This is a genomic window from Pseudoalteromonas sp. 2CM32C (assembly GCF_023161925.1).
GTDB classification, from domain to species: Bacteria; Pseudomonadota; Gammaproteobacteria; order Enterobacterales; family Alteromonadaceae; genus Pseudoalteromonas; species Pseudoalteromonas marina.
In genome coordinates this window covers 33,543-54,456 of the sequence record NZ_JALNTI010000006.1, presented here as the reverse complement: position 1 = coordinate 54,456, position 20,914 = coordinate 33,543, and the positions used below count along the sequence as shown (strand labels likewise).

Annotated in this window: 20 protein-coding genes; 5 read left to right on the top strand and 15 right to left on the bottom strand. The window is 39.0% G+C overall.

The window, feature by feature from the left end:
• Positions 1-24: 24 nt before the first annotated feature.
• On the top strand, positions 25-1,308 hold the full coding sequence (locus MTF67_RS12300; protein WP_248519663.1) for a YeaH/YhbH family protein: 1,284 nt from the start codon (positions 25-27) through the stop codon (positions 1,306-1,308).
• A 17-nt stretch (positions 1,309-1,325) separates the two neighbouring features.
• Positions 1,326-2,840, top strand: a complete 1,515-nt coding sequence (locus MTF67_RS12295; protein ID WP_248519662.1) for a SpoVR family protein — start codon at positions 1,326-1,328, stop codon at positions 2,838-2,840.
• Positions 2,841-2,886: 46 nt separating this feature from the next.
• Here MTF67_RS12295 and MTF67_RS12290 read toward each other — a convergent pair whose 3' ends face one another.
• Positions 2,887-3,858 (bottom strand): diguanylate cyclase, encoded by a 972-nt coding sequence (locus MTF67_RS12290; RefSeq protein ID WP_248519661.1) that lies wholly within the window; start codon positions 3,856-3,858, stop codon positions 2,887-2,889.
• 3 nt (positions 3,859-3,861) lie between these two features.
• Positions 3,862-4,866 (bottom strand): response regulator, encoded by a 1,005-nt coding sequence (locus MTF67_RS12285; protein WP_006792403.1) that lies wholly within the window; start codon positions 4,864-4,866, stop codon positions 3,862-3,864.
• A gap of 229 nt (positions 4,867-5,095) precedes the next feature.
• On the opposite strand from MTF67_RS12285, the gene tpx reads away from it, so the two are divergent.
• Entirely contained in the window at positions 5,096-5,677 is a 582-nt protein-coding gene (tpx, locus tag MTF67_RS12280; protein ID WP_006792402.1) for a thiol peroxidase, read from the top strand.
• Between the two features lie 55 nt (positions 5,678-5,732).
• Here tpx and adk read toward each other — a convergent pair whose 3' ends face one another.
• The 12 genes from adk to MTF67_RS12225 form a co-directional block, all read right to left on the bottom strand.
• Complete coding sequence (adk, locus tag MTF67_RS12275; protein ID WP_006792401.1) at positions 5,733-6,377, bottom strand: adenylate kinase; 645 nt, start codon at positions 6,375-6,377, stop codon at positions 5,733-5,735.
• 174 nt (positions 6,378-6,551) lie between these two features.
• A complete protein-coding gene (gene htpG / locus MTF67_RS12270; protein WP_008127682.1) occupies positions 6,552-8,465 on the bottom strand; it encodes a molecular chaperone HtpG in 1,914 nt (637 codons plus the stop codon).
• Positions 8,466-8,568: 103 nt separating this feature from the next.
• Positions 8,569-9,276, bottom strand: coding sequence for an RluA family pseudouridine synthase (locus tag MTF67_RS12265; protein WP_248519660.1), 708 nt, complete (start codon positions 9,274-9,276; stop codon positions 8,569-8,571).
• Positions 9,277-9,281: 5 nt separating this feature from the next.
• Complete coding sequence (locus MTF67_RS12260) at positions 9,282-11,183, bottom strand: MFS transporter (RefSeq protein ID WP_248519659.1); 1,902 nt, start codon at positions 11,181-11,183, stop codon at positions 9,282-9,284.
• Positions 11,184-11,356: 173 nt separating this feature from the next.
• Positions 11,357-11,965, bottom strand: a complete 609-nt coding sequence (gene recR, locus MTF67_RS12255; protein WP_008132248.1) for a recombination mediator RecR — start codon at positions 11,963-11,965, stop codon at positions 11,357-11,359.
• Between the two features lie 6 nt (positions 11,966-11,971).
• The gene (locus tag MTF67_RS12250) at positions 11,972-12,298 is read right to left on the bottom strand and encodes a YbaB/EbfC family nucleoid-associated protein (RefSeq protein WP_006792396.1); all 327 of its coding nucleotides are present in this window, start codon (positions 12,296-12,298) and stop codon (positions 11,972-11,974) included.
• 59 nt (positions 12,299-12,357) lie between these two features.
• Positions 12,358-14,853 (bottom strand): DNA polymerase III subunit gamma/tau, encoded by a 2,496-nt coding sequence (gene dnaX, locus MTF67_RS12245; RefSeq protein ID WP_248519658.1) that lies wholly within the window; start codon positions 14,851-14,853, stop codon positions 12,358-12,360.
• Positions 14,854-14,856: 3 nt separating this feature from the next.
• The gene (gene apt / locus MTF67_RS12240) at positions 14,857-15,402 is read right to left on the bottom strand and encodes an adenine phosphoribosyltransferase (RefSeq protein ID WP_006792394.1); all 546 of its coding nucleotides are present in this window, start codon (positions 15,400-15,402) and stop codon (positions 14,857-14,859) included.
• A 169-nt stretch (positions 15,403-15,571) separates the two neighbouring features.
• Positions 15,572-15,694: a hypothetical protein gene (locus MTF67_RS18505; RefSeq protein ID WP_008132255.1), complete on the bottom strand. Its 123-nt coding sequence runs from the start codon at positions 15,692-15,694 to the stop codon at positions 15,572-15,574.
• 71 nt (positions 15,695-15,765) lie between these two features.
• On the bottom strand, positions 15,766-16,518 hold the full coding sequence (locus MTF67_RS12235; RefSeq protein ID WP_248519657.1) for a putative DNA-binding domain-containing protein: 753 nt from the start codon (positions 16,516-16,518) through the stop codon (positions 15,766-15,768).
• A gap of 36 nt (positions 16,519-16,554) precedes the next feature.
• Complete coding sequence (locus MTF67_RS12230; protein ID WP_248519769.1) at positions 16,555-17,382, bottom strand: DUF692 domain-containing protein; 828 nt, start codon at positions 17,380-17,382, stop codon at positions 16,555-16,557.
• A 96-nt stretch (positions 17,383-17,478) separates the two neighbouring features.
• Positions 17,479-17,913 (bottom strand): hypothetical protein, encoded by a 435-nt coding sequence (locus tag MTF67_RS12225; RefSeq protein WP_248519656.1) that lies wholly within the window; start codon positions 17,911-17,913, stop codon positions 17,479-17,481.
• A 232-nt stretch (positions 17,914-18,145) separates the two neighbouring features.
• On the opposite strand from MTF67_RS12225, the gene MTF67_RS12220 reads away from it, so the two are divergent.
• Positions 18,146-19,126: a tRNA-dihydrouridine synthase gene (locus tag MTF67_RS12220; protein ID WP_006792389.1), complete on the top strand. Its 981-nt coding sequence runs from the start codon at positions 18,146-18,148 to the stop codon at positions 19,124-19,126.
• A 61-nt stretch (positions 19,127-19,187) separates the two neighbouring features.
• Positions 19,188-19,529, top strand: coding sequence for a TraR/DksA C4-type zinc finger protein (locus MTF67_RS12215; protein WP_008131363.1), 342 nt, complete (start codon positions 19,188-19,190; stop codon positions 19,527-19,529).
• Positions 19,530-19,845: 316 nt separating this feature from the next.
• On the opposite strand, the gene MTF67_RS12210 is transcribed toward MTF67_RS12215, so the two are convergent.
• Positions 19,846-20,892, bottom strand: coding sequence for a hypothetical protein (locus MTF67_RS12210; RefSeq protein WP_039036741.1), 1,047 nt, complete (start codon positions 20,890-20,892; stop codon positions 19,846-19,848).
• Positions 20,893-20,914 lie beyond the last annotated feature (22 nt).

The window sequence follows — 20,914 nt, the reverse complement described above, 5'->3', positions numbered from 1 at the left end:
TGGTTGTGGTTTTAGGAGGTCATTATGGCGCATTTCATAGACAGACGTTTAAACGGTAAAAACAAAAGCACCGTAAATCGTCAACGCTTCATTAGGCGTTATAAAAAACAGATAAAAGAAGCGGTGTCAGATGCAATAAATAAACGCAGTGTAACCGACTCTACATCGGGGGAAAGTATATCTATTCCGCAACGTGATATCAGCGAGCCTACCTTTCATCAAGGTAAAGGTGGGAATAAGAAACAAATACACCCAGGTAACGATCAGTTTGCAACAGGTGATAAAATAGAGCGACCAAAAGGTGGTCAAGGTGATGGTTCTGGACAAGGTGAGGCAAGCGACTCTGGCGAAGGGCAAGATGAATTTGTGTTCTCTATCTCAAAAGATGAGTACCTCGATTTACTTTTTGAAGATTTAGAACTTCCTAACCTTCAAGAAAATCAACTTGATAAACTTGTACAAATGAAAACTCACCGAGCCGGTTTTTGCAGTGAAGGTATGCCAAGTAATATTGATATTGTTCGTTCGTTACAAGGATCACTTGCTCGACGTGTTGCGATGAGCGCTGGAAAAAAGCGCCGCTTAGCCGAGTTAGAAGCTCAGCTAAAAATATTAATACACGAACCTCATAGCGATAAAGCCGCTGTTGCACTTTTACAAAAAGAAATAAACCTACTCAAACAGCAAATTAAAGCTGTGCCATTTATTGATAACTATGACTTGCGTTTTAGAAATTTCGAGAAGCGCCCCCACCCCACCAGCAAAGCGGTTATGTTTTGTATTATGGATGTGTCAGGCTCTATGGACCAAGCCACAAAAGATATGGCAAAACGGTTTTATATTTTACTATATCAATTTTTAACGCGCAGTTATAAAGACATTGAAGTGGTCTATATCCGTCATCATACGCAAGCGACTGAAGTAGACGAACAAACATTTTTTTACTCTCAAGAAACTGGGGGAACTATCGTATCGAGCGCACTTAAACTGATGGATAAAATAATTAAAGAGCGTTACAACGCAGACGAATGGAATGTATATGCAGCACAAGCATCTGACGGTGATAACTGGGCTGACGATACTCCTCATTGCGGGCAAATATTACGTAATAGTATTTTAGATGCTGTTCGCTATTTTGCCTACATTGAAATCACAACACGTGCTCATCAAAGCCTATGGCGAGAATATTTAAATATTACGCAAACACATTCCAACTTTGCCATACAGCACATTCAAAGTGTTGAAGACATTTACCCTATATTTAGGGAGCTTTTTAAAAAAGGTCGGCAACAACAAGGGGCTGCATAACCAAGCGAGGTATTAATATGAATACTAAACGAATGAGTGACGGCCCTGACTGGACTTTTGATTTGTTAACTGAGTATCAAACAGAAATAGCACGCGTTGCAGACTTTTACCGGTTAGACACTTACCCTAATCAGATAGAGGTGATCACCGCCGAACAAATGATGGATGCGTACTCAAGTGTTGGGATGCCTATTGGTTACAACCATTGGTCTTACGGGAAAAAATTCATTCAAACTGAGCAAAACTATAAACGCGGACAAATGGGCCTCGCGTATGAAATAGTGATTAATTCAGACCCCTGTATTGCATATTTAATGGAAGAAAATACCTTACCGATGCAAGCACTAGTTATGGCGCACGCATGTTATGGCCACAACTCTTTTTTTAAAGGTAATTATTTATTTAAAACATGGACTGATGCCAGCTCTATCATTGATTACCTGGTATTTTCTAAAAATTATATACGTCGCTGCGAAGAAAAATACGGTGTAACAGCAGTAGAAACCTTACTAGACTCATGCCACGCACTCATGAACTATGGCGTTGATCGTTATAAACGCCCGCAACAAATTTCGTTATTCGAAGAGCAAAAGCGCCAAGAAGAACGCGAGGCTTATTTGCAATCTCAAGTGAACGAATTATGGCGAACAATCCCCGAACATCACCAAGAAGCAAAAAAGAAAGAACGCCACTTTCCTCAAGAGCCGCAAGAAAATATCTTGTATTTTATAGAAAAAAACGCACCACTTTTAGAACCTTGGCAACGTGAAGTTATTCGTATAGTGCGTAAAGTATCACAATATTTTTACCCACAAAAACAAACACAAGTAATGAATGAAGGCTGGGCCACCTTTTGGCATTACACCATTTTAAATCACCTATATGATGAAGGTAAACTTACCGACTCATTTATGCTGGAATTTTTACAAAGCCATACAAATGTTGTTTATCAACCACCTTACAATAGTCAGTATTATTCAGGTATCAACCCATATGCTCTGGGATTCAATATGATGGTTGATATTAGGCGGCTATGCGAACACCCAACAGAAGAAGATAAAAAGTGGTTTCCTGAATATGCCGGAAGTAATTGGCTTGATACCCTTCATTTTGCAATGCAAAACTTTAAAGATGAAAGCTTTATAAGCCAGTTTTTATCCCCTAAATTAATTCGCGACTTTAAGCTTTTTACACTTATTGATAACGCGAGCGCTCCGCATTTAGAAATAGGCGCAATTCATAACGACAGTGGCTACAAAGCGGTAAGGGAAGCGCTTTCGGCTCAATATAACTTAAGTAATCATGAACCTAACATTCAAGTGTACGATGTTGATATCAGAGGGGATAGAGCGCTTACGCTTAGGTATGTGCCGCACAATAATATACCTTTAGCAAATACACATGAGGAAGTACTTAAGCATCTTTATAGATTATGGGGGTTTAAAGTAAAACTTGAACAAGTAGATAATAATGAAAAAATAACGACTATCGGACAATGCCCTGAAGATGACTTTCGACATACAACCGAGTGATTAGACTCAGAGCGGCAGACTAAAAATAATTAATAAAAAATGACGCTTAAGCGTCATTTTTTATATCGGCATAGGCAGTTACTTTATTTCGTCCATTCTTTTTAGATTGATACATAGCTTTATCTGCAGCTTCTATCCAGCGCTCATGGTCTTTAAACTCATTACTGAAACAGGCAAAACCAATACTCACTGTTACTTTCACTTCAAGTTGTTTATACATAACAGGACTTTGCTCAATTAATACCCTTATGCGTTCAGCAAAAATTTCAGCCCCCTTTTCATCGGTATCTAATAAAGTAACTACAAACTCCTCACCACCGTACCTTCCTGCGATGTCCGTTTCGCGTAGTGTCGTTTTTAAAAGTTTTGACAAGTGGCGTAGTGCTTCATCACCACACGTGTGGCCATATTCATCATTTACGACTTTAAATCGATCGATATCAAACATCAGCAATGCGCTAGAACCGCCATTGCGCTTAGTACGCAAAAACTCTTGCTTGAGCGTACTCTCCCAATGACCACGGTTATACAATTGAGTGAGGCTATCTGTTTGGCTTACTTGCTCTAGGCGGGCATTTAAATCCTCTAATTCTTTTTTATTTACCGCAATATCAGTTACATCATATAAGATAATACATATATGACTGACTTCTGCACGAATATTAGTTAAAGGTATAAAAGTTGCATTTTGATACATATACTCGGCTTTACCAGTGATAGGACGGTAATTTTTAAACCTAAATATATAAGGTTGCTGTTCCCATATTGTGAATGAGCGATTTTTTAAAACAAATACTGATTCAGATTTACTTCTAAACCATTTTTCGTCTATTGCAGGAAACAAATCAAATAAATCTTTATGCTTTACCGCACTTGGTAATAAGCCGGAATGGTTTTCCATGAACCCATTCCAAACACACACTCGGTAATCTCTATCAAGTACAACAAGACCCACATCAACGGTATTAAACATATCCATTAACCAATGGATCTCATTCATATCTAAATCAGCAGCCATAACTTAATCTTCTAATAGGTAAGCAACTTTGTATTTCAAAGTTTTTAGTGAGTCTTCGGTAAATAACAACATTAAATCACAGTTTATGTTGTGATTTTCAATGCCATAGCTAATTTCAATTGCAAGAGTGCGTTGCCAACGAGACTTGTTTGCTTTTACCAGTTCAGAAACATCCCTATGCTGACCTAACACAATTGGGTGTCCTTGGCTGAATGACATGTCGAGCTGCTTAGAAAGACCCGTAAGAATTGCACCAATAAGGATATTACTAATATCCATTAGTAGCTCAAGCTCAACGTTATCGGTGAGTACACCGTCATAATTCATTAAAGATGCAATTTCTTTAAAACTAGAATCGTTGAGTAATAATAATGCTTCGCCAGATACACCACCACCTATAAAGCCCTGGCACACACCAGAAGTAGACGCATTATTATCTATGGAGCGAAGTGCCATATCTAGCTCACTCACCTCGAGAATATTTACATTAGGGATTGGTAATTCGACAAATACATTGAGTAACCTTGCTAGTAAGTCACCAGCCTGCCCCATTGCGACATTCGTCAGTTCTTGGTAGATGTCTCGAACGTCAGGGTCAACTTGCTCACCTAATGCATGGGACAAGCGTTCACGCATAGCTTTGTCTTTAATTCCATGATGCTCTATTATTTCGGCAAGCTTTTCTGGTGAGCAGGGTTTTTGAATAAAATCGATAGCGCCTAAATCAAGCACTCGTTGGTGGGCATTAGGTTGTATGTCGCCAGATACCACAACAGTAAGCACATTTAAGCCTAACTCTTTCATTGCCATCAACACTTCATACCCGTCCATTTCAGGCATGTTTAAATCAAGGAATAGAATTTCTGGGTCAACCGCTTTTATTTGCTTTATGCAATCAACACCGTTAATTGCAAACTCAACCTTTATGTCCCAGTCTTCCGGCAATGAGCGAGCTAACTGGCGCCTCGCTAATTTGGAATCATCACATACTAATACTGATGTTGGCATACTATCTCTCTATTTTTAAACCAAGTATTAACATCACAAAATGATAGTGGCTTTTATTTTTATTATTTAAGATATTTTTTGTAACTATATGTTAATCAAAGTTTCAGCGGTTTACAATTTATAAATCTCATAACTAATTCTTAGCAAGCAAGAACGCATAATCGCTTGGTTACTCATACGCAGTATAATACACTGTCGCTTATTGCGTTAATTTAAAAGGAAATACCTTATGTATCGTACGTTCGCGTTTGTGCTGAGTGCATTTTGCTCCGTTGCTATGGCAGCCGATTACCCAGAAAATACACTAGATGCAGGAAAAGTGTCAGTACAGGGCAAACCAATTACTTTAATGGGTGAAGGTGTATCAGTAGGTGAAAGTGCGCCTGACTTTAAAGTAGTTGATGGTAACTTTACGCCTGTAACGCTCAAAAACTACAAAGGGCAAGCATTACTAATTAGCGTAGTACCAAGTTTAGATACCGGTGTGTGTAGTTTACAAACTAAGCACTTTAACGAAAAAGTGGCGCTAGAATTTCCAAGTATTGAAATATTGACTGTAAGCGCTGATTTACCGTTTGCCCAGAAACGATTTTGTAAAGCAGAAGGTATAGATAAAGTCATCACATTATCTGATTCGGTATGGCGTGATTTTGGCCAAAAATATGGTGTGATTATAAAAGATATGGGGCTTCTAACGCGCTCTATTTTTATACTCGATAAGAGCCATAAAGTGATTTATAAGCAATTAGTAAGTAACCTATCTACCGAGCCAGAATATGACAGCGTAATAGAAAAGCTTAAAACCTTATAGGCCTTTCTTTAAAACAAAAAAACCGCCTACTGGCGGTTTTTTTGTACGCTTTAAATTAACCTAAAAGCTCACCTAACTGTGCACTTACAACTTCTACGGCTTGTGTACCGTCAAGTTTATGGTACTGCGTGTTGCCTGCAGCTGCTTCAGCTTGGTAGTAATCAACCAACGGCATAGTTTGCTCATGGTAAATACCTAGACGTTTACGCACAGTCTCTTCTGTGTCGTCAGCGCGCACAATTAACTCTTCACCTGTTTCATCGTCTTTACCTTCCACTTTTGGTGGATTGTAAACAACATGGTAAACACGACCCGAGCCAGGATGAACACGACGTCCGCCCATACGCTCTACAATTACTTCATCAGCAACATCAAATTCAATAACGTGATCAACTACTACGCCATTTTCTTTCATTGCATCTGCTTGTGGAATGGTACGTGGAAAGCCATCTAGTAAAAAACCTTTTTCGCAATCAGCTTTAGCAATACGCTCTTTAACTAAACCAATAATGATATCGTCAGAAATTAGCTGACCTGCGTCCATTACTTTTTTTGCTTCTAAGCCAAGTGGAGTGCCTTCTTTAATTGCAGCACGTAGCATATCGCCAGTCGAAATTTGTGGAATACCGTACTTGTCCATTAAAAACTGAGCTTGAGTACCTTTACCTGCACCCGGCGCGCCCAAAAGAATAATGCGCATATCATTGTCCCCTAGTATGAGAGTTTATTTTTAAAGCCTGAATTCTTCCATAAGCGCCGCTGATACTCAAGCAACTTATACTAATTGCCTAGTTTATAGCGCATAAAAAAAGGAAGCCTAGGCTTCCTTTTTTAATATGTACAATATTTATACTTTTAATAACTTAATATAAATTTATTTGCTTAGCTCTAACATTAATTTATTTAGGCGTGTAACAAACCCTGTTGGGTCTTTTAATGTTCCGCGCTCTGCAAGTAATGCTTGGTCTAATAGTACATGTGACCATTGTGAAAATTTATCTTCATCTTGTTCGTCATTTAAATGTTTCACAAGTTGATGCTCTGGGTTTAGCTCAAACACAGGCTTAGCCTCTGGCGCCGCTTGACCAACAGACTCCATTAGCTTTTGCATTTGCGAACTCATGTCGTTGTCATCACTTACAACACATGCTGGAGAGTCAGTTAAACGGTGTGTGAAACGCACTTCTTTAACATCATCTCCTAAGGCTGTTTTAATGCGTTCTACTAAGCCGGCCATCTCTTTTTCAGACTCTTCTTGCGCTTTCTTTGTCTCTTCATCATCAAGCTTGCCTAGGTCTAAGTCACCACGTGTGATTGACTGAAGTGGCTTATCTGCAAACTCAGTTAGGTGGCTCATCATCCACTCGTCAACACGGTCGCTTAGTAATAATACCTCAATGCCTTTTTTGCGGAAAATCTCTAAATGCGGCGAGTTTTTAGCAGCGGTAAAGGTATCGGCTACCACGTAATATATTTTATCTTGCCCTTCGTTCATGCGCTCAACATATTGCTCAAGCGACACATCTTGCGTCTGTGAATCTGTATGAGTAGAAGAAAAACGAAGTAACTTGCAAATCGCTTCTTTATTTGCAGCGTCTTCCGCTGGGCCTTCTTTCATCACCTGGCCAAACTCATTCCAAAATACTTGGTAATCGTCAGCTTTGTTTTTAGCCATACGCTCAAGCATTTTAATGATACGCGAGGTACACCCTTTACGAATCGCTTGGGTTACTTTGTTATCTTGTAAAATTTCACGCGATACATTTAATGGTAAATCGTTTGAATCTAATAAACCCTTCACAAAACGTAAGTAGCTTGGCATAAACTGCTCAGCATCATCCATTACAAACACACGTTGAACGTATAGTTTTAAACCACTTTGACGCTCACGGTTCCATAAATCGAAAGGGGCTTTTTTAGGGATATATAAAAGGCTAGTGTACTCAGTTTTACCTTCAACTTTATTATGTGCCCAGCTTAGCGGATCTTCCCAGTCATGGCTCACATGCTTGTAAAACTCTTTGTATTCTTCATCAGAAAGCTCTGATTTATCACGCGTCCACAATGCCGTGGCGCGGTTAATGCTTTCCCACTCACCCGGTACTGCTGGAATCTTTTCGCCATCTTCGCCTTCAGATTCTGGTACTTCTGCTTTGTACATTTGTACAGGCGTAGAAATATGATCTGAGTATTTAGTCACAATGCTACGTAAACGGAATTCGTCTGCAAATTCTTTTTCGTCTTCGCGAAGGTGTAAAGTAATTTCGGTACCACGGCCTTCTTTCTCAATTTCTTGCAGCGTGTACTCGCCTTCACCTTTAGACTCCCACTCATAAGCAGTTGTTTCACCCGCTTTACGTGTGCGAACAGTCACTAAATCAGCAACAATAAATGCAGAGTAAAAACCAACACCAAACTGACCAATAAGTTGTGAATCTTTGCTTTGATCGCCCGTTAAGTTTTTGAAAAACTCAGCAGTGCCCGATTTTGCAATAGTGCCTAAAGAATTAATCACTTCTTCACGCGTCATACCGATGCCGTTATCTGAAATAGTAACGGTATTGGCCTCTTTATCTGCGCTGATACGAACGCGAAGGTCTGCATCACCTTGGTAAAGATCACCATTTGAAAGCGCTAAAAAACGTAGCTTGTCGGCTGCATCTGATGCGTTTGATACAAGCTCACGTAAAAAAATCTCTTTGTTTGAATAAAGAGAATGAATCATTAAGTTTAATAGTTGTTTTACTTCTGTTTGAAAGCCTAATGTTTCTTTTTGTGCTGCAGTCATTTATATATCTCCAATTAGCAAAGTGTCTGCGTTATGCACTTAATATGGGGGGAGCTAATAGAACTTCAAGGGAAAAAATTAAAAAATGTAATGTTAATTCACACTAAAATGGGCTTGGGCAATGGATATGAATTGCTTGATTTGTAGTGGGATGTTCAAAAAACAGATCGCTTGCATGCAACTGTAAACGTTTTGATAGCTTTTCACTGTGTACACTCTTATACAGGTCGCACCCTAAAATAGGGTGGCCTATAAAATGACTATGTATGCGTAGCTGATGAGTACGCCCAGTCAAAGGAGAAAAGCGTACATAAGTTCTAACAGGGTTAGCAAGGCGCTTTATAACATTAAACTCGGTAACAGCAGGCTTCCCCTCTAGCTTGCAGATTTTTACAAGCGGAAATAACTGTGTGTCTTTAGCTATGGGCGCATCAATTTGCCCTCTATTTTCGCTAACATACCCCTGCAGCACTGCTACATAATGCTTTTTTACACTACGTAATTGAAACTGCTTATTTAAACGTTTTGAGCTCAAATCGTTTAGGCTTACAAGCATTATCCCCGATGTGCCTAAATCTAATCGATGAACTAATTTTGCGTTTAAAAAGGGCGGCGTTAACCCTTTTTGCCCATTTACTAGACGATAATGTACTGAGTCCCAGTTTTCTGGATTTTTCCCTGATAAGCTCAGCAAGCCACTGGGTTTATTAATAACTAAAATATCGTTATCTTGATACAAAATACTAAACGTATCTATGCATTTTGGCGCTATAAAATTATCGACAATAGGGTTTGTTTGGCTGCTTTTCATGCCTATTAATCATTATCTTTAGAGTAAAGTAGTTTTAAATCTAACACTCGTTGACGCAGATTATCCGCTTTTACTTTATTTGCCGCAACAGGCTCACCAACAGATACAGAGACTAACGACCACTTTAAACGGGGTAATTGCCACTTTGTTTTTCGGCTAAACATACTGCCCCATAGCCCACCTAAATGCACAGGCACAACAGCAACAGGCGTTCGCTCAATTATTCTCTCTATACCTCTTCTAAACATATCAACACAGCCATCACCTGTTAATTTACCCTCAGGGAAAATACCCACAAGCTCGCCGCGTTCAAGTGCCTCTGCAACATCGTCAAACGCCTTTTTAAAAGCTTTAGGGTTTGCTTTTTCGCTATCAATCGGTATTGCTTTAGCCATTTTAAATAACCAGTGCAACGCAGGAGAATAATAAATTGGCGCAAAAACCATGAAACGAATTGGTCTTGGTGACGCTGCTAAAATAAACATCCAATCAACAAAACTGACATGATTGGCAACAATAACCGCTGCACCTTCCTCTGGTATATTTATTTCGCCTCTGGTTTTCACGCGATACATGCAAATAGCTAAAATATAGATAATAAAACGCAAGAAAAATTCAGGTACTTTGGTATAAATATACACTGAAATCAGTAAGTTTAACCCTGCAAGTAAAAGCAATAATTCTGAGATACTCCACTCTAAAATAGACAATGTCACAATACTTAAAATGGCACTGCACACCATAAACAGTGCATTAAGTACGTTGTTAGCGGCAATAACACGAGACCGACACGCCTCTTCTGTTCTTTGTTGTATCAAAGCATACAAAGGAACAGTATAAAAACCTGATGCTATACCAATACCGGCCATCCACACAAAGTGCCAGCGCATATCGCCAGTATTTAATACCTGCTTTAAGGTTAATAATTCATCGATTTGCACACCATAACTTAAAATAGCGGGCTCTATACTGAGCAAGTATAAAAATAGTGTAATTAAAATGGCGCCAAAGGGCACTATGCCTAACTCAATACGCGAACGCGAAAGCTTTTCACATAATAAAGAACCAATAGCAATACTTAACGAAAATACCACCAGCGCACTGGTTACTACTAATTCGTTACCGCCCATTACGTGCTTAACATAGTTTGGTAATGTAGTTAGCACAATGGCGCCTATTAACCAAAACCAGCTTATACCTAAGACTGATTTTCCAACAGACTCTGTTTGCGAATTAAGTGCTGAAAACACATTTTTTGTAGAGGTATAAATATTGTAGGTAAACGCTAAGTTAGGTTCATTCGCTGCACTTATTGGTATAAAGCGGCTACTCACATAACCTAATACTGCGAGCACGAGTACTGCAATGCTAATAATTTCGGGGCCTACGTTTTGCGTAATGTAATAAGTCCCAAAAATAGTCCCTAGTAAAATGGCAACAAAGGTACCCGATTCAACTAACCCATTCGCTTTTGTTAATTCGTTCGGGGCAACGTGCTGCGGTAAAATAGAATATTTTAACGGACCAAAAAATGTACTTTGAAACCCCATGAAAAATATAGTGGTGAGCATAAGCCAAATAGACTGGGTATAAATAGATAGTGCCCCTACAACCATAATAGGAATTTCGCAAAGTTTTACAAACCTGATTAATTTTGATTTTTCTGTTTTCTCAGCAAGCTGCCCTGCCATACCTGAAAATAAAAAAAACGGTAATATAAATAAGCCTGCTGCAATGTTTGAATAGAGCGCACCATCGGCCAATGTTGCAGCTTGAAAAACCAGTAAAATAAGCACCGACTGCTTATAGACATTATCGTTAACGGCAGAAAAAAACTGGGTAATAAACAAAGGTAAAAATCGCTTACTATTAAGTAAGCCGCTTTGATTTGTTGAATGCGTTTTCATTGTGATCCTTACGTTTTAACTCTAAATAAACCTATCTCAAAAAGGGCTTTGATTACTTAGCCGTCAAATTAACTGCATACTATTTTTAGCTAGCTTACCTTAAAAACAAAAAAGCCTACATAAATTAATTACGTAGGCTTTTACATATCTTTTCAAACAGTCGCTTTAATGAACTATTCTTGTGTAACCACGCGGCGACCACTAAATGCATGCATTAGGGTTCTACCATCAACTAAATCAAGTTCGCCTCCAACCGGAATACCGTGCGCTATTCGCGAGGCGCCCACATTATTTTTGTGGCAAAGCTGGGCAATATAATGCGCAGTCGTCTCACCCTCAACACTAGGATTAGTTGCTAGTATTACTTCGTTAATGCCGCCTTGAGAAAGTTTTTGCTCTAAAACATCTAAGCCTATTTCTTTAGGGCCAATACCATCAATGGGTGATAAATGCCCCATAAGGACAAAATATAAACCTAAATACTGACCCGTTTGCTCAATGGCAAGTACATCAGTAGGCGACTCAACAACACATAACGTACCGCTGTCTTGGCGTTTTGTGCTCAAGCAAATATCACACTGAGGTTGCTCACAAAAAGTTCTGCACGTTTGGCAATGACCTATTGCTGTCATTGCCTTAGTAAGCGCGCTACCTAGTTGTGTACCACCTTTGCGATCACGTTCAAGCAAATGAAATGCAATACGCTGTGCAGACTTTGGGCCAATACCCGGTTGACACCGCAATGCTTCAATAAGCTGATTTAAACTATCTGAAAGTTGCATTGTTTGTTAAAACGGCATTTTCATACCTGGTGGTAATTGCATACCGCCAGTTACTTTGCTCATTCGTTCTTGCGTTTCTTCAGCTACACGGCGCACAGCATCGTTACATGCCGCTGCAAGTAAGTCTTCAATCATGTCTTTGTCGTCTTCCATAAGGCTTTCATCAAGCTCTACGCGACGAACATTGTGGTTACCAAGCATGGTTACTTTAACTAAGCCTGCACCCGCTTCACCAACAACTTCCATTGTTGCAATTTCGTCTTGGGCTTTTTGCATGCGCTCTTGCATTTGCTGCGCTTGCTTCATCATGTTACCCATTCCACCTTTAAACATAATTTTCTCTCTTTCTTTTAATCTTTAATTGTCATGAAGATAAGGGCGATTGTATGTAATTACAATGCCTGAATACTGTTTTCGTCAATTTCGGCGCTAAATAACTGTTGAAATTGTACTATGTTTTCGTCACTTGTGATCACATCTATTGCTTGCTGATGGCGCCCTGCATCTATTTTTTGTTGAATTAAATAAGGCGAATCGATAACCCCTTGAGCAAATTTTATACTCAGCGACACATTGTGATCGTAAATACTCGATAATGCGGCATCAAGTTTTTGGCGAAGCATTGGCGTATCTAGGTGTTTTTGCGATTCATCAACATCTATATGTAAGTTACTTCCCTGCTTCGTAAAAATTGAATGCAGCGCAAATTGGCGCATTCGTCCACCCAGCCCCATACGTTTTATCAAATAAGCCCACTCGTCTTGCTGGTGAGCAAACTTTATTTCACTTATTGGGCTTTGAAAATCATCTGGAACCGGAATACTTTCCTCTTGTGGAGCTGGAGCAGGCACACTTTGAGGATTAATTTGTTCTAGTAACTCAGGCGCTAAATTTTCAGTGATTGTTTGATGCTTAGCTTTAAAATCAACTTTTTGTGCTTTTGTAGCGACTACACTGGGGCGTTTTGCTTGGCTCCCGCTAACAGGGAGCTCAGACTTTTTTTCATGCTCGCCTGTATTATAGTCATCCCACGGCGGTGGGTTAGTAGATTGCACAGAAGCCGCTTGAGGGTGTTCTGCGTTTTCAGAATGAGTGTGTATATCTTTATTAGTGGCTTCACTTTGCTCTACAATTGGCGAACCAACCAGCCTGTTATTTTGCTCATTATTAGCAGTTTCAGGTTTTTCAGACACTGGCGGCTGAGCTATATTATTACCTGATAACCTGCCTGAACCTGATATATTTCTGTCACGTAAGATGCGTGCAATGGCCGATTGTGCCTGAGACTCTTTATCATGCAGTGAAGCTGCATCCAAAGAGACTGGAGCGCTTGGAGATTCAGCCTGTTGCGATGTGCTTTGAGTTTGAGGATTAAAACCTTGATCTAGCGCGCTACTCATTACATCATCGAATTGTGCAGCTAATGTTTGCTCTACATCATTGTGCTGCATGTATGCTTCATTTTCGCTGTTACGCTGTGCTTGCTCATCACTTATTTGCTTCGCAGGTGTAATTTGGCTCGTTTCAGTTTGAGCCTCTTCGTTTTCAACCTGTAAATGCTCTACGTGAGCAGAATCAACAGGCATGTCAGTAACCGTGGGGCTTACTTGCTCATGCTGTTCTGCACTTATAATCGATTTTTCAGCTGGTTGCTGTATGGCGCTTATGTCGCTGTGTTTAGCAGCGTTATTAGTACTTTCAGGCTTATTTTTACTTAAAATATCGCGCAGTGCATTGGCTCGGCTTTCAGTGTTACGTGCCGGCAATTGAGGTGTATTTATCTCGTTCTGCTTATTTTCGTTTCCTGCAGGCTGAAATGCAAGTAACCTCAGCAAAATCATTTCGAACCCTAAACGTGGCTCAGGGGCCCATTGTAAATCTTTTTTACCGTTTAAAAGTAACTGGTAATAAACCTGCACTTGCTGTGCACTTGTGTGCTCTGCAACGTGCTTTATGTAATCAGCATTGGTCTCATCAAGCCCAGCAGCTTGAGGCACTAATTGGGTAAGCTGGGTTAAGTGCGTTAATGAAATTAAATCATCAAGTAACGCTATATAATTTGGGTTTTTGCTCGCTACATTTGCTATTTCGCTCATGAGCGCAGCGCCATCTTGACTTAGTAATGCTGCTAATAAACTTTGGCTGTAGTGTGTATCCATTAAACCAAGCATAGCTTGAACCGCTTGATTATTAATATCACCATTCGTTTGTGCTATAGCTTGATCGGTTAAGCTAAGCGCATCGCGCATACTGCCATCTGCAGCTTTTGCAATAACGCTAAGTGCATCGTTATCAAAGCGCTGTTGTTCTTGAGTCAAAACGTGTTGAAGCTGTGTTTTAATTTCACTTTGCGATAAGGCGTTTAAATTAAATTGTAAACATCGCGATAAAATAGTAACGGGTAACTTTTGGGGATCGGTGGTTGCGAGTAAAAATTTCACATGCTCTGGCGGTTCTTCAAGCGTTTTTAAAAGCGCATTAAAGCTATGCTTTGAAAGCATGTGAACTTCATCTATTAGGTATACTTTGTAACGCCCGCGCGTAGGTGCGTATTGAACGTTATCAAGTATTTCACGCGTATCTTCTACTTTAGTACGAGAGGCGGCATCAATTTCTAGCAAGTCAATGTAGCGCCCTGCTTCAATATCCTTACAGCTACTACATTGCCCACAAGGAGATGCCGAAATACCTTCGTCGCAATTTAAGCTTTTTGCAAAAATACGCGCAATAGTTGTTTTACCAACACCTCGGGTTCCAGTGAATAAATACGCGTGGTGCAGTCTATTTTGTGTAAGCGCATTAACAAGCGCTTGTTTAACATGAGACTGCCCAACCAATTCATGAAAGGTTTGTGGACGCCATTTTCTCGCTAGAACCTGATAACTCATCGATTATTCGCCTTCGAATTCAACCAACTTTAAGATTTTGATACCCATTTTTTCAATGCGTTGTTCGCCACCTAATTCAGGCAGTGATACAACAAATGCTGCATCAGTAGCCTCACCGCCTAACTTATTAACTAGTTTAGCAGTCGCTTCAATAGTACCGCCAGTTGCTAGAAGGTCATCAACAAGAAGTACTTTGTCACCGGGTACAATTGCATCAACATGAAGTTCTAGCGTGTCTTCACCGTATTCTAGTAGGTAATCTTGGCGAATAACTTCGCGCGGTAATTTGCCAGGCTTACGCACTGGAATAAAAGGAATACCTAAAGCATAAGATAAAGGCGCACCAAAAATAAAGCCACGTGATTCTGTGCCAATAATTTTTGTAAAACCTTGGTCTTTATATTCGGTTATAAACGCATCAATAGTAGCCTTGAACGCTTCAGGGTTGGCCATTAATGTAGTTACATCGCGAAACATAATGCCCGCTTTAGGATAATCAGCAATTGTTGCAATGCTGTTTTTAATAATTGCTGGTGTTACTTGAGTCATAAGTTTTACTGCTCAATGGTTGATATTACAAAGCAGGTGATTATAACCTTAAGTGAACTTTAATTGCGAGTTTGCTGTGACTTTAACGAAAATATTGAACAGTTATAGAGGATAAAAAAGCAAAGCGTTAAGGCTGATGCTGACAACAGCCTTAAACTATAAATACGTTTTAGGTTAAGCTAGTGATCCAACCTAAAATTGCATTTAAACAACCAATACCTGCAAATACCGCTAGAAAAGCAATAAAATAAGTAGCGTTAAACGGATCTTTAAAATCTTTATCATCTGACATGGTACAACCTTTTATTAAGCACGATAAATAAGGCTGCCATGATAGACGATGTAAAAACATCAATAAAGGCCTTAATCTTGATTTTTTGTCACGATTACACCGCGTTCAACCAGCGCATTGAGTGTCACAAGCGCCCCTTGTGTTATTTGCTCTTCGTTAAACTGAGGAGCCTGCATAATCACCTGTTGGCAGAGGTTATCAAATGTAATGCCCTCAACGCTTTCAATGATAGAGAGTAATAAAGCCGTCATTGCATTAGTTGCTAAAAACTGTACTTCATCTTCTTCATCTCTATAAACAACAAAATAGTTAGGTACAGTCGATGGTTCTTTTGGCCGGACTTGGTCACTTATAGTTTGCACTGGATATTGGTAACTCAAATTTCTCGCTACGCTTGATAGAAATAATGGACTTTTAGTTAACGCTGTTTGTTGTAGTTTTCTCTCATTGGGGTCTTCGTTTGCTATTGAAACGTCAAGCTCTACCCATTCATAATGCGCAAGCTCTAACATAAAAGCAGGATCATAGTTTTTCATTTTATAACTACTGGACAAGTAATTAATAAACTCCCCTGCTATATCTAAAAAGTATGGTGATTGACAATTATATTCACTAAAAAACTGCCTAATCAATTTGTTCCATTGTTTGTCACTATAAAGCGTTTTTAACACTGGATAACCAGAAGAAATGAATCCCTCTATGTTATTAAAGAATAAGTCGCGATATATAGCCATGCGTCTATCTTCAATATCAGTTGGCTTTTTATTTTTTTTTGGTTCACGTATGTGCGCCATAAATTCATTTTGAACATCTATAAAACTCATAGCTGGATACTCATTACTGTCTGATTCGCGTTAACTTTAAGCTCGTTGTTTTGAAAGCTCAGGATTTAGATACTTTTGTTGCAAATGAATAATAATATCAAGCTCTTTAGTGAGTACATTTATCTCTGGAATATTAAAATCTCGCTCAAGAAGCGTTGGAAATACGCCATGTACCTTATAAGCTTTATCAAGTAACTCCCAAACTGGATCAATAACATCGGCGCCATGAGTATCGACTATCAAATCATTAGCCTCATTATAATGTCCCGCAACATGCCCATAGGCGATACGCTTTGTAGGTAAGCCGGCTAAGAAAGTATTTGCGTCATAACCATGGTTTATCGAATTAACATAAATATTATTTACATCAAGCAACAATTTACAATCTGCTTGCTCTAAAATTTCAGTAGTAAATTCAAGTTCAGATAACTCTTGGCCTGGCGCACCGTAGTAAGATACATTTTCCATCGCAACAGGTCGTTCAAGAATATCTTGAACTTGCTTAATTCGGGGGACAACGTGCGCTATTGCCTCTTCGGTAAAAGGGATGGGCATTAAATCATACATATGGCCTTGACCAGAGCAATAACTCAAATGCTCACTGAACATTTTAATGTTGTGCTGATCAAAAAAGACTTTTAGCGATTTAATAAATTCAATATCAAGCGGCTCTGGCGAACCTATTGATAAAGACAAGCCATGACATACAAAATTATTAGCATCGGTTAATGTTTTAAACTGCTTTTTAAATCGGCCGCCCAGTTTTAACCAATTCTCAGGCGCAACTTCTAAAAAATCAATTTGCTTTGGAACGCGTTCTAATAACTCATCTAGCATTTCACGGCGTAAACCTAGGCCAACCATTCCAAATTCCGAACTGTGCATTTGTGTCATAACTGCCTCTACTATTAACAAAAAAGGGCCCGTGGCCCTTTAGCATAGCTTAATTAAATTAAGAAATTAACGGCCACCACATTTACCTTCGCCACACTTACCTTCTTTTTTACCTTTTGCGTCGCCACCACATTTACCTTCGCCGCACTTGCCTTCTTTTTTACCTTTTGCGTCGCCACCACATTTACCTTCGCCGCACTTGCCTTCTTTTTTACCTTTTGCATCGCCGCCACATTTACCTTCGCCGCACTTGCCTTCTTTTTTACCTTTTGCGTCGCCGCCACATTTACCTTCGCCGCACTTGCCTTCTTTTTTACCTTTTGCGTCACCGCCACATTTGCCTTCACCGCACTTGCCTTCGGCAGCATCTAATTGATAACCTGAAACAAGCTGCTGAAATTCAAACGGGTTTGCTTGTACATCAGCAGATACTAAACTCGCAGAACCCACGACTACTGCACCTAATGTTAATGCGATTGTATTATTTTTTACTGTATTCATTATCTTTGCTCTCTATACTCAATGTGTAAGTCATTGCAATGTAAATATCGTTTTAAATTGCGTGTATGTTTAAGTAGACCTGTGATGAAATAAAAACTTTCATTTTATTTTTATTTATTCGAAAAATTTGCCCCCTGCATTCTCACTTTAACTATGAGTAACAATTACAGATTTATCAATATGCAATTTACAGGTAAACTAGCGCCCTTATTTTTAATAATATAATCGTTTTATGAAACTTGTTTTAGCACCTATGGAAGGTGTTGTAGATTTTAAAATGCGCCAACTGCTAACTGACCTTGGCGGGTTTGATTTATGCGTGACCGAATTTGTAAGAGTTGTTCAAGCACGTTTACCTGAAAAAGTATTTTATCGATACTGCCCTGAACTAAATAATAATGGCTATACCCGAGCAGGCACCCCGGTGCGTATACAATTGCTTGGACAAGAAGCTAATCCATTAGCTGAAAACGCAGTGAGAGCGATTGATTTGGGTTCCCATGGTGTTGACCTTAATTTTGGGTGCCCTGCGAAAACAGTTAACCGTAGCCGCGGTGGTGCCGTTTTGCTTAAAGATCCCGAGCATATGTATACCATAATTAAAGCGGTTAGAGATGCGGTAGATTCAAAACATGAAGTCAGTGCAAAGATACGTTTAGGATTTGATGACGACAGTAACAGCCAAGAAATTATTGATGCGGTTGTAAGTGCTGGCGCTAATAGCGTAGCAATTCATGCAAGAACAAAGCGCGATGGATACAACCCACCAGCATATTGGGAAAAGATACCTCCTATAATAAAAGGTAAAAATATTGCCGTAGTTGCTAATGGTGAAATATGGCAAGTTGAAGACGCAATGCTTTGCCAAAAAAGAAGCGGTTGCAGTGACTTAATGCTTGGCAGAGGCGCCCTATCTCATCCTGATTTAGCAAAAAAAATAAAGGCGCATGTCAACAATGAGCACTACGAGGGTTTAGAATGGGAGCATGTTCTTTATCACTTAATACACTCAGCTATTCATCATGATCCAGCTAAAGATGAAAAATATTTTGCATCTAGAACTAAGCAATGGCTAGGTTATTTAAAGCGTCAATATCCGCAAGCAATAACATTGTTTGATGAAATTCGTAGGTTAAAAACCAAAGAAGACGTATCTGCCGTTTTAAAAAAATATGCAAAAGCACCACAACTTGATTCAAATCATGACAGATAATTAAAAGCAATTAGATAATATCAGTATAACGAGCAGTTAATGTAAAAGGGTTATACTGATAATGAACCACCAAAAGCGCTTACATGATGAACTAACACAAGTTAAATCAAACATACTTGTTATGCTTTCTAAATCGCCCCACCCCGCCCATCAAGGCTTGATCACCACATTAAAGCATACAGCAAATAATGAATGGTTAGATCTTGCTGCAAAAAGGCTCGGCCCTGAGTATGCCAACTTAATTAATCGTATGACTATGTTAGAGGCCGCAGTGAGTCAAATTGATATAGGTCAATACGGCTATTGTTGTGATTGTGAAGAAAAAATTGCAACCGCATTACTTCAAAAAGACCCTGCAACACAGCGCTGTACAAAATGCGCAATTAAACGAACATCTAACTAATGTTTAAAGTCTTAGTTATAAGTTTCTGTAGCTAATGCCTGTAGACATATTAGTTTTGAAATTGATTTAACCGGGGTGCAAAGTTTTGAGCCAGTAGACAAGTAAAAACAGAGCAAAACCCCTGCACCCTACTCATTACTCATGCCCATTACCTATATTGACTATAGGCAGCTAAACATAAACTGCCCCAGACGGAACTCAAAAAAATAACAGGGTATGTTAAAATATACTCTGCGTAATTACGTATTAAAAAACATGTATCTACACATCGAGGCTTTGCATTCCCATAAGCCTCGGCATATAAACAACCCCTGGGTTAATAACAAATCTGACCACAAAAACTAAACGATTGTCCTGGATAAAGAATAATATCTTCTACTAAATATTGCGCGGTTTGTTCTGACACTTTAAGACGCTTTGACAAATTAACTTTAGCCTGTTCAATTGTCCATGCATGGTAATGAATACCTATATCTGTTTCCATCATTGTAAGCATGAGCAACTTGTCCTTATTAGACAGTTTTGTATTGCTGGCCATAGCAGGCAAGTCTAAGTAATGTGTTTGCCAGTCAAGTCCATTAATCAATGGCTCTTTAGATAAGTATTGCACAACAAATGATTTGGTGTGATTTTGTTTAAATTTGACATTAATAACTGCACTTTCAAGCGCTTTAATTTGTTCGTTAATAATAACAACCCACTCTAAAGGCGAGTTAACCGCGTTGCCATAATAATTGAGTTTACTCTGATACCACTCTGAACCATTAGAAAGCCCTCTTAAACCAACACTCCCTCTAGGCTTATAATTATCCAAATAATTAGAAAAAGCTCTGATATGGCTTTTAATTGCACCTTGTGTAGCCTTGTTTTCGATAGCTTGCGCTACATATTCCTGTAATAAAGAATACTCTAACTTGTTTAGTTTTAGATTACTTTGCTTTGCAATGTCTAACTTAGCTTGTGTAAATTTAAGCCAACTAATAGTTTGCTCAACGGTGCTAGCTGAACGGTTAAATAAACTCATATTATGTAGAACGTCTACTTGGGCTGGCCAAGGAAAAAAACGCTCAGGAAATCGTTCTGCAATAACCAAATAATTAACTTGGGTAATTTGATTAGGTGTTAACTTCATCGTCATCAATTGCTGATAAATAGCATGACGTTTATCAAGATATTCGTTCGAGTAAACAATGTTTTCTTCTGTAACTTTTTTATTATTTGTTTCTTGACCTAATATCAACACAGTATTTAAAGACTTTAAAGCGCTGCGTGCCTCATCAAAAGAACTAAAACTATCACTCTTATCAGTACAACCAACAAGATTTAAAAACAATAACAATGATACAAAAAACGTTTTATACATAGTGATCCTAATAAAAAAAGCC